16 protein-coding genes and 1 rRNA gene are annotated in these 15842 nt (G+C 38.0%); 9 read left to right on the top strand and 8 right to left on the bottom strand.

Annotated elements, in window-relative coordinates; genetic code table 11:
* The first annotated feature begins 14 nt into the window (after positions 1-14).
* From B9T35_RS15975 to B9T35_RS16000, 6 genes are all read left to right on the top strand, one after another.
* The gene (locus B9T35_RS15975; protein WP_086192089.1) at positions 15-449 is read left to right on the top strand and encodes a ClpXP protease specificity-enhancing factor; all 435 of its coding nucleotides are present in this window, start codon (positions 15-17) and stop codon (positions 447-449) included.
* A 15-nt stretch (positions 450-464) separates the two neighbouring features.
* Positions 465-1124 (top strand): hypothetical protein, encoded by a 660-nt coding sequence (locus B9T35_RS15980; RefSeq protein ID WP_086192090.1) that lies wholly within the window; start codon positions 465-467, stop codon positions 1122-1124.
* Positions 1125-1456: 332 nt separating this feature from the next.
* Positions 1457-1816, top strand: coding sequence for a roadblock/LC7 domain-containing protein (locus B9T35_RS15985; protein WP_086192091.1), 360 nt, complete (start codon positions 1457-1459; stop codon positions 1814-1816).
* 64 nt (positions 1817-1880) lie between these two features.
* On the top strand, positions 1881-2840 hold the full coding sequence (locus B9T35_RS15990; protein WP_086192092.1) for a hypothetical protein: 960 nt from the start codon (positions 1881-1883) through the stop codon (positions 2838-2840).
* Between the two features lie 13 nt (positions 2841-2853).
* On the top strand, positions 2854-3387 hold the full coding sequence (locus B9T35_RS15995; RefSeq protein ID WP_086192093.1) for a GTP-binding protein: 534 nt from the start codon (positions 2854-2856) through the stop codon (positions 3385-3387).
* 9 nt (positions 3388-3396) lie between these two features.
* Positions 3397-3810, top strand: a complete 414-nt coding sequence (locus tag B9T35_RS16000; protein WP_086192094.1) for a roadblock/LC7 domain-containing protein — start codon at positions 3397-3399, stop codon at positions 3808-3810.
* A 62-nt stretch (positions 3811-3872) separates the two neighbouring features.
* On the opposite strand, the gene B9T35_RS16005 is transcribed toward B9T35_RS16000, so the two are convergent.
* The 6 genes from B9T35_RS16005 to B9T35_RS16030 all read right to left on the bottom strand — a co-directional run bounded on the left by B9T35_RS16005 (position 3873) and on the right by B9T35_RS16030 (position 12504).
* Positions 3873-5813 (bottom strand): acetyl-CoA carboxylase biotin carboxylase subunit, encoded by a 1941-nt coding sequence (locus tag B9T35_RS16005; protein WP_086192095.1) that lies wholly within the window; start codon positions 5811-5813, stop codon positions 3873-3875.
* Between the two features lie 148 nt (positions 5814-5961).
* The gene (locus B9T35_RS16010) at positions 5962-6798 is read right to left on the bottom strand and encodes an enoyl-CoA hydratase/isomerase family protein (RefSeq protein WP_086192096.1); all 837 of its coding nucleotides are present in this window, start codon (positions 6796-6798) and stop codon (positions 5962-5964) included.
* A 14-nt stretch (positions 6799-6812) separates the two neighbouring features.
* Positions 6813-7970 (bottom strand): acyl-CoA dehydrogenase family protein, encoded by a 1158-nt coding sequence (locus B9T35_RS16015; protein WP_086192097.1) that lies wholly within the window; start codon positions 7968-7970, stop codon positions 6813-6815.
* Positions 7971-8067: 97 nt separating this feature from the next.
* Positions 8068-9681 (bottom strand): acyl-CoA carboxylase subunit beta, encoded by a 1614-nt coding sequence (locus B9T35_RS16020; RefSeq protein WP_086192098.1) that lies wholly within the window; start codon positions 9679-9681, stop codon positions 8068-8070.
* A complete protein-coding gene (locus B9T35_RS16025; RefSeq protein WP_086192099.1) occupies positions 9681-10571 on the bottom strand; it encodes an SDR family oxidoreductase in 891 nt (296 codons plus the stop codon). The genes B9T35_RS16020 and B9T35_RS16025 overlap by 1 nt, the downstream gene beginning before the upstream one ends.
* A gap of 130 nt (positions 10572-10701) precedes the next feature.
* A complete protein-coding gene (locus B9T35_RS16030; protein ID WP_171264305.1) occupies positions 10702-12504 on the bottom strand; it encodes an acyclic terpene utilization AtuA family protein in 1803 nt (600 codons plus the stop codon).
* A gap of 156 nt (positions 12505-12660) precedes the next feature.
* On the opposite strand from B9T35_RS16030, the gene B9T35_RS16035 reads away from it, so the two are divergent.
* On the top strand, positions 12661-13263 hold the full coding sequence (locus B9T35_RS16035) for a TetR/AcrR family transcriptional regulator (RefSeq protein WP_086192101.1): 603 nt from the start codon (positions 12661-12663) through the stop codon (positions 13261-13263).
* A 52-nt stretch (positions 13264-13315) separates the two neighbouring features.
* On the opposite strand, the gene B9T35_RS16040 is transcribed toward B9T35_RS16035, so the two are convergent.
* Positions 13316-14479: an acyl-CoA dehydrogenase family protein gene (locus B9T35_RS16040; RefSeq protein ID WP_086192102.1), complete on the bottom strand. Its 1164-nt coding sequence runs from the start codon at positions 14477-14479 to the stop codon at positions 13316-13318.
* 271 nt (positions 14480-14750) lie between these two features.
* On the opposite strand from B9T35_RS16040, the gene B9T35_RS18570 reads away from it, so the two are divergent.
* Both B9T35_RS18570 and B9T35_RS16045 read left to right on the top strand, forming a co-directional pair.
* Positions 14751-14942, top strand: a complete 192-nt coding sequence (locus B9T35_RS18570) for a hypothetical protein (RefSeq protein WP_213033374.1) — start codon at positions 14751-14753, stop codon at positions 14940-14942.
* Between the two features lie 66 nt (positions 14943-15008).
* The gene (locus B9T35_RS16045; protein ID WP_228147175.1) at positions 15009-15635 is read left to right on the top strand and encodes an FkbM family methyltransferase; all 627 of its coding nucleotides are present in this window, start codon (positions 15009-15011) and stop codon (positions 15633-15635) included.
* Between the two features lie 85 nt (positions 15636-15720).
* Here B9T35_RS16045 and rrf read toward each other — a convergent pair.
* Positions 15721-15835, bottom strand: a 5S ribosomal RNA gene (gene rrf, locus B9T35_RS16050).
* Positions 15836-15842: the final 7 nt, after the last annotated feature.

The following is a 15842-nucleotide window of genomic DNA, read 5'->3' on the forward strand; positions in this document are numbered from 1 at the left end:
TAGAGTAATTTCTGATGTCTGAACAAGAATTGAATTTAACCCCTACTCGTCCATATCTTGCACGTGGAATTTATGAATGGATTTGCGACAACAATCTAACGCCTTATTTATTGGTCGATGCAACGCAACCTTATACAGATGTGCCGACACAATTTATTCAAGATGGTCAAATCGTTTTAAATATTGTGCCACATGCCGTACACCGACTAAATATTGGCAATGAAGCAATTACATTCTCTGCACGTTTTGGTGGTGTATCTAAAGATATCTATGTGCCTATTAATGCCGTACTGGGTTTATATGCACGCGAAAATGGGCAAGGAATGTTTTTTGATCCTGACGAATATGCCAATGTTAAAGTTGAAGAAAATACTTTAAAATCAAATATTACAGAAACACAAGAATCTGAAACACCGAAGAAAAAACCGAGTTTAAGAATTTTAGATTAAAAGAGGAAAATAAGCATGGCTTTTGATTTAGTACAATATTTTGCTGAGCAGATAAAGAGTCAAAAGCCTCAGCTTCTCAACCAATATAACCCCGAACAACGTAAAGCATATTTACTTGAAATCAATGCATTAACGCTAGGTAAACTCGTTAGCTTATGGCGAACAGATGTCACACTTTATCAAGAAATTCATACTCAAGATCCTTTATATATTCAAGAAATTGCACGACATTTAACGACTTCGCCACATAATCAGTCAACATTGCCTAAATCTGAATATGAGCAAGCTTGTGTTGCTATTCTCTCATTACAGCTTGCTGAATTGAAACAATTGGATGAGACTGGGCATTTTGGTCAAAATGGCATGAAAGAACTTCTACTTGGTCAGCTTGAACATTTATCAGGCCAAGCTAAAGATTGGGTTTGGTCAACCAATGAGCTTAAAGAACTCAACGGCACGCAACCCAATAAAGAAGAAGAAATATCACTCAATGAGACCATGAAAGAATTTAATCTCATGGTGAATAGCCAGCACTTAGATGTACAGACTGATACACATAGTTCTATTGAAGTATCTAATACTTTAGAACCTAAATGGGCTAAAACAGTAGAGCCATTGATTGCTTTAATCATATTATCAATACTATATTGTGTACTAAATCACATAATAAAATAAATTCGTAATAAAATATTATTTTTTAATTTTAAAACGATCATTTATGATCGTTTTTTATTATCCACTTATATATATTTATAATTTTAATTTTCAATAAAATAAAGTGTGATTATTTCAACATTATTTCAATTTTAATTGATACCTTTTTGTTTTTTAAAATATATTATTAGTTACACTTAATAATACTATTAATTTTTTAAAATAAACGATTAATTTGATTGATTTCATTTAAAGCTTTCCTATAATAATAAAGACTACCTTATTGCATATAAAACCTAAAACAATAAAGTAGCGGATAAATAATTTTTACAATACGATCAGAGAGAATAAATATGGCTAAAGTATCATTAAACTCATTAACAACCATTGACGGCTTTCGTGCTGCTGCATTAGTAGACAGTGAAAGTGGTCTTGCATTAGCAACTGAAGGAAGTGGGGATATTAATTTAGAACTTGCAGCGGCAGGTAATACTGAAGTTGTGAGAGCAAAACGTAAAGTAGCAAGCGCTCTAAAGTTAAATGATACGATCGAAGATATTCTCATTACTTTAGGCAAGCAATACCACATCATTCGTCCATTAGAAAAGAACCCAAATATCTTTTTATATCTTGTATTAGACCGTGCTAAATCTAATCTTGCTATGGCGCGCCATGAATTGAAAAACTTTGAAAGCGAATTAGAATTTTCTTAATATATATGCCCCTTTATACTATTTAGTATAAAGGGTTTTTTCTTCCATTTTTATAAGTGGTATTATGAAAGACGCTTGCATCAATATTGCAATATCTGGGCTCGGATTAACTACAACAGAAGAGCTTAAAATTCAATTCAGACAATTATTACCAAAACAAATTGGGATAAACTGGATAAATATTGCTGATCAAAACTTAGATTGCTTAATCATTAATGAAATTTTCTTTGAAAATAATAATATTCAAAAAATAATAGCACTGAAAGAAATTCCATATTTAAAAATATCTAAAGGAATAAATCATTCCGAAAACATTGAGGACAATACTTTATATCTACCCATGACTGAAAAAGATGCATTTCAAAAATGGATAAATCAGACTTTTATTCGTAAAATTGAAAGCCAGTTATCATTAAATCAAGAAGATTATGTTCAATACAACGTGAAGGATCTTTCTTTTTTTACCCATGCATTAAAACAAGAGCATGGAAAAGTATTAGTTTCAGATCAATTCGGAACTTTAGCCATTATTGATAATCGAGCACATCTTGCATGGTTAGAACCGACGCGTCAGGAATTCCAAACAGATCGAAGCATCAAGTTTGAACTGGCAACAACATCCGACTTTATGAAAGTTTCACGTAAGAAAACTTTTAATTTAGAAAACTGTTTATTTAATTTAATTTGGAACGCCCCTCAACTCATTTCAACTCCTACGTCTTCTGAATATTATCGTCTGCATTTTTGGCCACAATTATTAAGTACTGAACGTAAAAGTATCTTGCAACTCTCTGCATGCTTTATACAGGGTGCGGAGATTGCTCAGGTTGCAGCAAAGTTAGAGCTTCCGATAGAAACCGTACAGCATTTTATTGCAGCGAACCTTGCGATTCAGAACGCGGAACTCATTTCCGCAAAAGATAGTCGATTTGGACAAAAGCCCCCCACTACAGATCCCGAAGCATCAGATCACAGTATCGTGAAAAGTTTCTTTGGCAAACTTAAACGTCGTTTCGGATTTTAATTAGAGTTTTAATATGATTATTCAAAAATATAAAATTGTTTTTGCAGGTTCAATGGGGTCTGGAAAAACGGAAGCAATCAAATCACTTTCAGAAATTCCTGTATTAGCAACAGAAGCATATAACACGGATGATAATAGCCATAAAAAAATGCTGACGACGGTTGGAATTGATTATGGCGAAGTCACTTTAGAAGATGGCAATAAAATTGGTCTTTATGGTACACCCGGACAAGATCGATTTGATTTTATGTGGGGTGTGATTTGTAAAGGTGCAATTGGAACGATTATTTTAATTGACCATACAATTGAAAACCCATTAAAAGATCTTCAATTTTATATTGATACATTTAAAGCACATGGCGAAAATATCACCATTGGCATCACTCATGTCGATGAAGATCAAAGTAAATCTACACATCAGTATCGAGAATGGCTTATTGAAAACAACTTAACGTATCCTCTCTTTTTTATAGATGCACGAAAACAAGATGATGTACTGATGCTGATTGAGACATTAATCACCTCATTAGAAGTTAAATATTTATAAGGAATAAAAATGATTAATACACTTGAGCAACGTACAGCACCAGAAAGTTTAGTTCAGTTTTCCAAAGCACAAATCAATGATGTCATGATGAATGTTAAAGGCATTGATTTCATTATGGTCTGCTCAACAGATGGATTTGAGCTCAGTTCTATTTATAAAAGAGATATCTATAATGCCAGTAAATTAGCGGCAGTCAGTAGTTCAATTCTTGCGATGGTCAGTGCCTTCTTAGGAGAAATCCAACTCACTGGATGCCAAAGCATGACTTTAGATGCAGAGAATGGTAAAGCCATTTTAACCTCTGTTCCATCAAGTAAACATCCCATGGTCATTGTGACTTTAGCTGCAAAAGATGTACTGCTTGGACAATTATTATATGGTTTAAAATCAGCAAGCCAAGCCATTATGCAACAAGATCAATAAGAACTAGCATGTAAAAAGCCATCGTTATCGATGGCTTTAAACTTTAAGTCTAAGTTATGGAATTAAGATTGAATATTCAAAATCACTTGTCGTTTTTTCATTTGTTGTCCAACTTGCCCAATCACTTCCTCAACGACACCATCAACATCAGACTTAATCTGTTGTTGAATTTTCATGGCTTCTAAGATCAATAAAGTTTGTCCTTTCACTACCTGATCGCCTGCATTCACTAAAATATTAATAATAGTGCCATCCATCGGTGCTCGAATTTTTCCATCTCCTGCGACTTCAGAAATTTCAGGTGGCGCATAGGTGATATTTTCAATACTGACATTGCCATTCGCAGCATCCAAATATAATTGGTTACCATTCAGTACATAATTTACTTTACGGCGTACCCCATCAATCTGATAGATCAATTGTTCTGTAGATTGTGCAATAACTTCAATATCTTGTGACTGACCACAGCTTTCTACTGTCAATGATCGAGCATTTTGCTTGACTAAAAGTTCAATTTTTTGATCATCAACTTTAAGTTTTAAAGGTAAAGATGGCGATAACCCAGTATTCCAATTGGTTTGCCCAGAAGCCTGAGTCAAAATTGCAGCAGTCACAGCTAAACATTCCAAATCTAAATTTTGCTGATGCAAACTACTATCTGCTTGGAAATGCTGTTGAATAAATGCAGTATTGGCATTCCCTGCAACAATAATGGGATGGCGTAGTAAATTCACCAAAAACTGTTTATTGCTATTTACACCCAACAATACACAATCGTCTACCGCACGAGCCAATAGACGAATCGCATCTTCACGGGTTTTGCCATAAGCAATCACTTTAGCAACCATTGGATCATAGAAAGGACTAATTTCACCTTCAGGCATTAAGCCATGATCAATACGGACATTGGGTAAATTTGCAGGTTGCCATTTCAAGACTTGACCTGTTTGTGGCAAGAAATCCTGACGTGGATCTTCTGCATATAAACGCACTTCAATCGCATGCCCTGTCAACATCAATTCAGACTGTTTCAAAGGTAAAACTTCACCATTGGCAACACGCAATTGCCATTCAACCAAGTCTAAACCTGTCACCATTTCGGTCACAGGATGTTCAACTTGTAAGCGTGTATTCATTTCTAAAAAGTAGAACTCGCCTGATTGATCCAATAGAAACTCAACCGTACCTGCACCAATATAATCACAGGATTTTGCAGCAGCCACAGCCGCTTCACCCATTTTTTGACGCAATTCAGCTGTCATCACAGGGCAAGGCGCTTCTTCAACCACTTTTTGGTGACGGCGTTGAATGGAACAATCACGCTCGAATAAATAAACATGATTGCCATGCTGATCTCCAAACACTTGAATTTCAACATGGCGGGGTGCAATCACTGCTTTTTCAAGAATCAACTCGCCTGAACCAAATGCATTTTCAGCTTCTGAACGTGCGGTGTTTAAAGATTCAAGCAATTCTGAGGATTGTTGAACCAAGCGCATCCCACGACCACCACCACCCGCAGATGCCTTAACCATTAAAGGATAGCCAATTTTTTCTGCTTGTTCTGCTAAGTAATCAATATCTTGCTGATCACCTTCATAACCAGGAACACAAGGTACACCTGCTTTAATCATGGCAATTTTGGATAAGCGTTTACTGCCCATCAATTCAATGGATGCAGCACTTGGCCCAATAAAATGAATCCCATTTTGAGCACATGCTGCTGCAAATTCCGTATTTTCTGAAAGAAAACCATAACCAGGATGCACAGCATCCGCACCTGTTTTTTTACAAGCTTCGATGATATTTGGAATGGATAAATACGATTCTGAAACTTTAGATGCCCCAATATAAACCGCTTCATCTGCAAGCTGTACATGACGTGCATGCTGATCTGCATCTGAATAAACCGCAACGGTTGCATAGCCCATTGCCTTTGCTGTTTGCATCACTCGAACAGCAATTTCACCACGGTTTGCAACTAAAACTTTTGAAAATGCCATTCTAGTGTTCCCTATTTTTAGATTTATATCACTTCAATCACGAAATGAATCACCCATTAATGATCCATAATTTTTATTGAAATACAGCATCTGTGTGCTGTATTTCCTGTCACTTTGATCAATTTAACAAAGCACTTAAAACCTTTATTTAAGAACCATCCACCCAGTTCGGGTTACGTTTCTGTACAAAAGCCATTGTGCCTTCCATGCCCTCAGCACTACTCACTGCATTTGCAAATTGCTGAGCAGCATCATCCAATAGTGGTTTTAAAGGCTCTGTCAAAGTACGATGCAATAATGCTTTGGTGACACGTGACGCATGGGGTGCAGCACGTAAAATTTGCTCAATGACAATACCTAGTGACAATTCTAAAGCGGTTTCATGTTCAACCACTTCATGTACCACACCCAGTTGTAAAGCGGTATTACCATCAAAGCGATTGCCTAAAAGTGCAATACGGCGTGCTTGAGTTAAACCAATACGCTTCACCACAAAAGGTGCAATTTGGGCAGGAATCACACCTAAACCTGTTTCAGGTAAACCAAATTTTGCATCTGCACGGCTAATTGCAACATCAGAAATACATGCCAAACCAAAACCACCACCTAAAACAGCACCCTCTAACACAGCAACTACGGTTTGTGGTGCTTGATCAACTTGTTCAATCATGGCACCAAATTGACGGTTAAAATCAGCATAAGGCTGATTTGATCCTGCGCTTGCAGCTTCACCACGCAATAGCGCCATATCTTTAATATCACCACCTGCGCAAAAGTGCCCATCTTTACCACGAATCACCACAGCACGAATGGATTGATCATCTTGAATCGCAGTAAAAACCTGTTGAATTGCTTTTACCATATTCAAACTCATGGCGTTGCGACTTTCAGGGCGATTCAGCCACAATCTTAAAATCCCACCCGATTGCTCCAGCTGAATACTGTCATCAATATGCAAATCTGCAAGAGAACTTGGAAGTGTCATGAAAATGCTCCTGCTTATTTCTGCTTTCTTGGCAAAATATCCATAAGTTTACAGATAATACCGAGCATAATTTCATCAGCACCACCACCAATTGAACCTAAACGTCCATCACGATAAAGCTGTGAAGCTGGGTTATCCCACATAAAGCCATTACCGCCCCAATACTGCAAACAACTGTCTGCAACTTCACGGGTTAAACGACCTGCTTTTAGTTTCGCCATAGATGCAAGTTCTGTGACATTTTCACCTGCAATATGTAAATCACAAGCGCGATAAGTCAATGCACGTAAAGCTTCTACTTCTGTTTTTAATTCTGCAAAACGGAAATGCACATATTGGTTATTGATGAGTGGCTGACCAAAAGTTGTTCTTTCTTTGGTATAGGTAATCGTTTGATTAATCACATGTTCAAGACCACCAATCGCATTAGCAGAAGCCCACATCCGTTCTTCTTGGAACTGCAACATTTGCATCATAAAGCCCATGCCTTCTGCACCGACCAAATTACGCTGTGGCACACGAACATTGTCAAAATAAACTTCTGCTGTGGTTGTTGAACGCATACCCAATTTATTTAAAGGCTCTGAAAAGCTAATGCCTTTGGTTTTTGCAGGCACGATAATCATCGACTTATTAGAATGTGGCTTATCATCTGAAGTATTCGCCAATAAGCAAAAAAAGTCAGCTTGCAGTGAATTGGTAATCCACATTTTACTGCCGTTAATAACGTAATCATCACCCTCTTTTTTTGCTGTGGTTTTTACCGCTGCAACGTCTGAACCTGCATGTACTTCCGAAACTGCAATTGAAGCGACATATTCACCTGCAATGGCAGGTGTTAAAAATTCATCACGGAGTTCTTTGCTGCCAAAACGTGCCAAAGCTGGTGTTGCCATATCGGTTTGTACACCAATGGCTAAAGGTACACCACCACATGCAGCACGCCCCAACTCTTCTGCAACAACTAAATTGTAGGAGTAATCTAAGCCTAAACCACCATTTTCTTCAGGTTTACAAATACCGAGTAAACCTAAATCTGCCATTTTTTTAAAAACGTCATGAATTGGGAAACGTCCTTTTGCTTCCCACTCAGGAATAAAAGGATTCAATTCAGCTTCTACAAACTGGCGAGTGGTACGACGTAATGCTTCATGCTCTGCGGTAAATTTCATTGTTTTATCCTAAATTGTTATGTGTTTTATAATCCCCTTCCCTCTTCTTTTAAGAGAGGAAAACTCTGCTCTTTGATAAAGAAAAGGGAAGATTATATTAAAATCTTGATACGCCAAATCTCGTTGGATTCAGTTGACGATGTTCAGCTTCATAAGCCGTTTGTAATAAGAAAATCAGCACTTTTCGAGTATCTCTCGGATCGATAATGCCATCATCATGCAACATTGCTGTGTTGAACAAAGCTGTAGATTGTTGTTCCAATTTCATCGCTGTGCTTTGCTCTAAGAAATCCAGCATCTGTTCATTCGGCTCCATACCTGATGCCTTTTGCTTTCCTTCAGCAACAATACGCAACACCTTACCGGCCTGAGCCGAACCCATTACAGCAACATGCGAATTTGGCCATGCAAAAATAAAATCTGGCGATAAACTACGACCACACATGGCATAGTTTCCTGCACCATATGAACCTGCAACCACAATCGAAATTTTAGGTACAGTCGCATTGGCAACTGCTTGAATTAGTTTTGAACCGTGTTTGATGATGCCGTTCTGTTCTGCATCAGTTCCGACCATAAAACCAGTGGTATTATGTAGGAACAATAATGGGCGCTGTGTCTGTTCACATAAATGGATAAACTGCGCTGTTTTAGCTGCACCTTGAGGGGTAATTGGTCCATTATTGGTAATAATACCAATGTTTAGACCACCAATTTTGGCCCAACCACATACGGTATGACTATCATATTCCTGTTTAAATTCAAGGAAATCAGAATCATCTACTAGGCGAGCAACCACTTCTTTCATATTTAAAGGTTGTTTCGGATCTGCGGGAATAATACCAAGCAATTCTTCCGCCGAATAACGTGGCTCTTTAAACTGCAAATCTATTTTTTTGGTCTGTTCTTTCCAGTTTAAATGCTCAAAGACTTCACGAGCAATACGGATACCATCAGCATCATTTTCAGCTAAATATTCTGCTGTTCCTGCAACTTGAGAGTGCATTTCTGCACCACCCAACTCTTCCGCTGTCGCCACCTCACCTGTTGCTGCCAATAATAAAGGTGGCCCTGCCAATAACATTTCGGTTTGTTTACGTACGGTAATCACATAATCAGACAAACCTGGTTGATATGCACCACCTGCCGTGGCATTCCCATGTACCACTGAAAGCTGTGGAATACCTGCTGCCGACATACGTGCTTGATTGGCAAAAGTTGTACCGCCACTGGTAAAAACTTCAGCAGCATAATTTAAATTCGCACCCCCACTTTCCGCCAATGTCAGCATCGGTAACTTTTGTTCCAATGCAATTTTTTGTAGACGTAAGGTTTTTTGCACGCCCATTGGTGCAATCGTTCCACCTTTAATCGCACTATTACTCGCAGAAACCAAACAACGGACACCACTAACAAAACCAATGCCTGCAATAATGCCACCACCTGCATCTGAGCCATCTTTATCATCATGCATGTTGTAGCCAACCAAGCCACACAGCTCAATAAATGGAGAATCTGCATCTAAAACCAAGCGAATACGCTCATGGGGCAAAATTTTGCCTTTTTTATCGAACTTCGGTTTTGCAGCGTACGACTTTTCAATACTTTTGGCTTGAACAGCTCGGACTGCCTCAAGTTGTGCCAATAAAGCATCTGTATTTTGTTGATATTGCTCACTACCAACAGCAATTTCAGACTGTAGGATCGTCATTATTCACCACCCTCTTTTTCGTCTTTCTTCTTCAGTACATCTGGAATAAATGCACGATGGAAACCATTGAATGATTCACTATTGGTCGCATCGGCAAGTGGATACATACGTGTTCCCTGTGAAGCAGCACCATCTACTCTTAATGTCACGCCTGAAACAAACCCCGCAGCATCTGACAGTAAATAACAGATTGCAGATGAAATTTCAGATTCTGTGCCCATCCGTTTTAGTGGAACATTGCCTGCCAGACTTGGAATAATAAATTTAGCAAAATCACCACTATAGTTATCCATTCCTGATGAAATAATCCAACCCGGTGCAACACAATTCACACGTACACCTGAACGCCCCCACTCCACTGAAGCCGTTTTGGTAAGATTATCGACACCTGAACGTGCAGCACCTGAATGCCCCATTCCCGGCATACCGCCCCACATATCAGCAGCCATATTGACAATACTGCCCCCGTGTTTTGCCATCCATTGGTTATACGCTTCACGCATTAAATAGAAGGTGGAATGTAAGTTGTTCCGAACCACAGCATCAAAACCATTGGCAGAAATACCTTCCAGATTTGAAGGAAATTGACCGCCTGCGTTATTCACTAAACCATCGAGCTTACCAAATTTTTCAATCACTTCGGCAATCATGTCTTTAACTTGTTGTTCTTCACGGTTATCACAGACAATAAAATGGACTTTGCCACCATCTTCATTGATTTCACGGCTGACATTTTCAAGTTTTTCAATTTTACGACCCGTGATAATCACTTGAGCGCCAAGAGAAGCCAATTCATGTGCAGTACAACGTCCAATGCCTGAACCGCCACCTGTCACAATAATCACTTTATCCTGAAATGCATCTTGTCTAAATATGGAGTGATAACTCATCTTTTTCCGCTTCCTTTTCTATTTCTATAATATTTTTAATACTGCATTTTTAATGCTTGGTTTCTAAATGCTGTAATTACTTTTCAGCTTTTTATATGGATTTTCTCTTTGCAGAGAAAACCCATAATTTTTAAGCCAATAAGTTTGATGGTACTTTCACAGGCATATCCAACAACTGTTGTGCAAAGGCTTTCCCTTGCGGGTCAATGCGTAAACTCGCTACACCACCACCGCCCAATGCATTTTCCAACATGAAATTCAGTGCATTTAATTTCGGTAATTCATAACGAATGACTTTGCTCTTTTCTGCATCTAAAACATGCTTCATATACTCAGCCACATTGGCTTCGGTCAAACTTGCACGAATCCAAGGCAAATATTCTGCTTTACGGGCAATTACCCCAATATTGCTATGATTACCCTTATCTCCACTACGTGCATGGGCAAGCTCAATCAAGGCAACTTCAATTTCATTGCCTTGTAGATGTGCAACATCACCACTTGCATGCGCTGTATAAGATTGATCAGAACTACCATGTGGTATCGCAGTTGCATGGCGCTGGCCATCAAAATCAATTTCAACATTGATTTGATTTTTATCAATTAAGAAAGAAAAAAGTTTGATGACAGGTGAGGCTTTCGGACGACCACCCACGATTCCTGCCAATGCAGGTACCATACCTGTAGATGCCTGTGCAATTTCTGAAGCAAAGAACATGCAGGCTTCTTTAAACATATGTTTTACGGCAATTTTAACCACAACTTCACGGCTCTCTGTGTGTCGTGCATGTGCACCATAAGTACTTTCAATTCCGAGCACTTCAACAGATTTTTCAATGAATGGTGGCACTGAACGCATTGCTAAAACACGCTCACATTTCGTTAAAATAGCATCAGCAATCACTTGTGCTTTTTCAGGAGCTTCACGACCTGCAATGAGGAAACTCACCAAAACACGATATCCATCAAGATATGTTGCACTGACTTTATACTGCTCTGTTGGTGCTCGACCTATTGCTCCAGTGACTTCTACACGATGCTCCGCCACTTGCTCTAAATGTACATTACTAAAATCACAGCTCACATCAGGCAACAAATATGCTTGTGGATTACCAATTTCATAAACAATTTGTTCTGCCACTGTTGCCGTAGAGACCAGTCCACCTGTCCCTTTTGGCTTCGTCACCACAAAAGATGAATCTTCACGAACTTCCACAATCGGGAAGCCCATATTGTCAAAGCCTTCAACTAAACGCCAATCCGTAAAATTACCACCTGTACATTGCGCACCACATTCAATGATATGTCCCGCCAGTGAGCCTTGTGACAACTTGTCATAATCATCCACTGACCATTTATATTCATGCATTAAGGGTGCAAGAACCACAGCCGAATCCACCACACGACCTGTGATTACAATATCTGCTCCCAAATCTAAAGCATCATGAATTGGGATTGCACCTAAATAGGCATTACAGCTTGCAAGATGGGTTGGTAATTCCTCACCACTGAACATTTCTTTAATATTTTGATTTTTTAATTCAGCTTGCTTTGGTAATACATCATCACCCAGCACTACAGCAACTTTTAAATTTAAGCCTTGAGATTCAATCACTTTTTGTAATGCATCACGACAAGCCAAAGGATTAACACCACCTGCGTTACTAATCACTTTGATTTTTTTATCACTGATTTTTTTAAGTAAAGGTGTCATCACGCGACTGACAAAATCTAAAGCATAACCATGATTTGGATCAGTCATCATCGCTTTTGCCATAATCGACATGGTGACTTCTGAAAGATAATCAAAAACCAAATAATCAATATCTGATAAATGCACGAGTTGAAATGCAGCCGTATTGGTATCCCCCCAGAAACCTGAAGCACAACCAATTTTAACTACACGTTGATCATCCAATTGAGCATCTGCCATTTGTCTTCTCATTATTCTGTTTAAAATTTATACCTTAATTTACCAAGCAAGCGCTTGGTTTGTAAAGTACAAAATGTTATTCTGAATTAACTAATGTGTTAAATATGACGATAAACGATCAATAACAATATTATTCTGACGGAAATATATGACCCAATGATTGCAACTTCGATCGATGAAATCCAAGCCATGACCTGTTTTGATAATAGCCCGCGGGGCCGTTTACTCTCAGGTGCTGCATATTTATTTCATAAACAAGGCTATGAAAAAACCACAGTCAGAGAATTAGCACAATTCATTGGCATCCAATCTGGCAGTTTATTTCATCATTTTAAAAGTAAGGATGATATTCTTGCCAATGTGATGGAACAGACCATTATTTACAATCATGCCCGTTTGGAAGAAGCTGTTCAGTCATCTGATGATCCTGAACAACAACTGAAGCAATTAATTAAATCAGAACTCACATCTATTACAGGTGATACTGGTTCAGCCATGGCAGTTTTGGTGTATGAATGGTTTGCGTTATCTCAAGAAAAACAAAATGAATTATTAAAACGTCGAAATCACTATGAAGAAATTTGGCTGAATGTGATTCAAACATTATGTGATGAGGGCAAGATTAAGCACGATGCATTTATTTGGCGTCGCTTATTGGGTGGTGCCATTGCGTGGACAGTCACTTGGTATAATCCGAATGGTAAAATGTCGATGGATGAATTAACAGAAACTGTGTGGAAAATGGCGATAAATGATTAATCAATCAAATTGCGGATAAGTTATTTTTATCCACAATTTGATTATTTATTGTTTAATATCCTAATTGACGGCTCGCTAAATCTTTCATAATTTCTTCTGCACCACCACCAATCATATTCACTTTCACTTCACGATAAATACGCTCAGATTTCGTTCCACGCATAAAGCCCATTCCACCTAAGGTTTGAACAGCTGAATCTGCACAAAATTGCATGGTTTGCGTTGCAACATTTTTCAGCATACAAATTTGAGCAATTAAATCATTACCCTGCAATTCAGGTTTACCCAAACGATAAGCAGTATCTTCCAATAAAGCACGAGTCATTGTGAGTCGAGTTGCCATATCGACCATCTTATGACGTACCACTTGATGATCAACCAATCGCTTACCAAAAGTTTTACGTTGTTGTGCCCATTCCAAAGCTTCTTCATAGCAAACGAGTGCAAATCCATAACTACTTGCAGCCAAAAAGAAACGCTCCATATTGAAATTATTCATAATCACAAAGAAGCCCATGTTTTCAGTACCTAATAAATTTTCAACTGGAACACGAACTTGATCAAAATGAATATGTGCTGTATCAGAAGCCCACCAACCCATTTTATCTAATTTAGTCTTGGTAATGCCTTCACTATGTGCATCAATCAAAAGCATTGAAATACCATTGGCACCTTTTGCATCAGGATCTGTTCTTACCGCAACTGTATAATAATCAGCACGGATACCAGAGGTAATAAAGGTTTTTTCACCAGTGACAATATAATCATTGCCATCTCGAATCGCTTTGGTTTGTAATGCAGCAACATCAGAACCACCACCTGGTTCAGTAATCGCAAGTGCTGAAATTTTCTCACCTGATAATATTTTTGTCAGTACTTCTTGTTTTATTTCATCACTCGCAAAATGATTAATCGGTGGTGCACCAATTGAGTGGGAAAGTAAAGATGCGCATAAGCCACCTGAAGCAGTTTTTGCTAACTCAATCGATGATAACAAAACATAAAATGCGTCTGTACCTGAAATTCCACCATATTTTTCATCAAAACCAAGACCAAGTAAGCCAACCTCTGCTGCCTTTTGATAAAGTTCACGAGGAAAAGTTTCAGCCTCCTCCCATTCATTAATATGTGGCATGAGTTCTTTCTGTGTAAACTTTCTTACTGAATCTGCAAATGCAATATGTTGATCTGTATAGTAAAGCGGATTAAGTTGCATTTTATAAGCATCCAAGCATTTATCATTGTTAGCTTATAGTGGCAGAATTTCGTGGATAATGGCTTGCATAAATGTTCAAAATCCTGCGTCAAAATTGCAACTCTCATATTTTTTTCATAAAGCCACGTTATTTCATGTTCAAGAAAAAATTTAAAACCGTCAACATTTATACAAAATACCCAATACATTATAAGTAAATTGGCACTTGCTTATATTCAATAGAAGACTTAAAACTAAGAACTATAATTCAATATAAAGATCAAATATAACAATGAAAAATAATGCTCCCATGTCATTAAACAAGCTCAAAAAGCCAAGCTCAGCTGCTCAACAAAACCAAGCACCAATTCAGGTTCAAAGTTCAACCCTTACAGTCAGTCTATACCCTGTGGATGATATCCAGTTTTTACTCACTCATGGGCCAGACATGATCAGCCGTGAGTTGAGAGCAGGAAAGCTATAGGAACAAGCAACGATTCAAATTCTTCAAAATTTTTTATTAAATATTGAAAAACCAATTTTTATTGATATTGGTGCAAACTTAGGTGCAATTACAATTCCAATCGGAAAATTTATTCAGCCGCAACAAGGTAAAGTGATTAGTTTTGAAGCACAACGAGGTGTTTTTTATCAACTTTGTGGCAACATTTTCGCCAACAACCTGATCAACACCTGTACGGCTCACAATATCGCTATTGGAGATCATGAATCTGAAATTGATATTCCAGTTTTAGATTTAAATAAGGAAAAGAACGTAGGCTCTTTATCTCTAGATGAAAATATTCGAAAACAGCAAAATACTCTCAGTACTCAAATTACAGAATTCGAAAAAGTACAACTCAAGCCAATTGATAGCTTAAAACTTCATGCACATCTTATTAAAATTGATGTTGAAGGATTAGAGTTAGAAGTATTACAAGGCGCTCAACAATATATTCGAGACTCCGACTATCCGCCATTATTTTTTGAAGTCTGGGGAGATTATATGAAAGATTTAATTCCTAAACGCGAAGCCTTAATGGATTTTGTAAAAATGACACTAGGCTATGAAATCGTATTATTTGGTGAATTATGTATAGCACAGCATCCAAGTAATCAATACTTTAAGATTGAAATAGGAGATCAACGCTCTCTTTCTATGGCGCGATTGAAGTAAATATTATCATTTCCATTTTTCTGATTTATTTTTATACATAAAAAAACACCCCCTTCATAAGAAGGGGGTGTTTTTAGGAATAATGAGCTGGCGATGACTTACTCTCACATGGGTAACCCCACACTACCATCAGCGCGAAGAGGTTTCACTTCTGAGTTCGGGAAGGGATCAGGTGGTTCACTCTTGCTATTGTCGCCAGCACAACTG

The organism is Acinetobacter sp. ANC 3832 (assembly GCF_002135415.1).
GTDB lineage: Bacteria > Pseudomonadota > Gammaproteobacteria > Pseudomonadales > Moraxellaceae > Acinetobacter.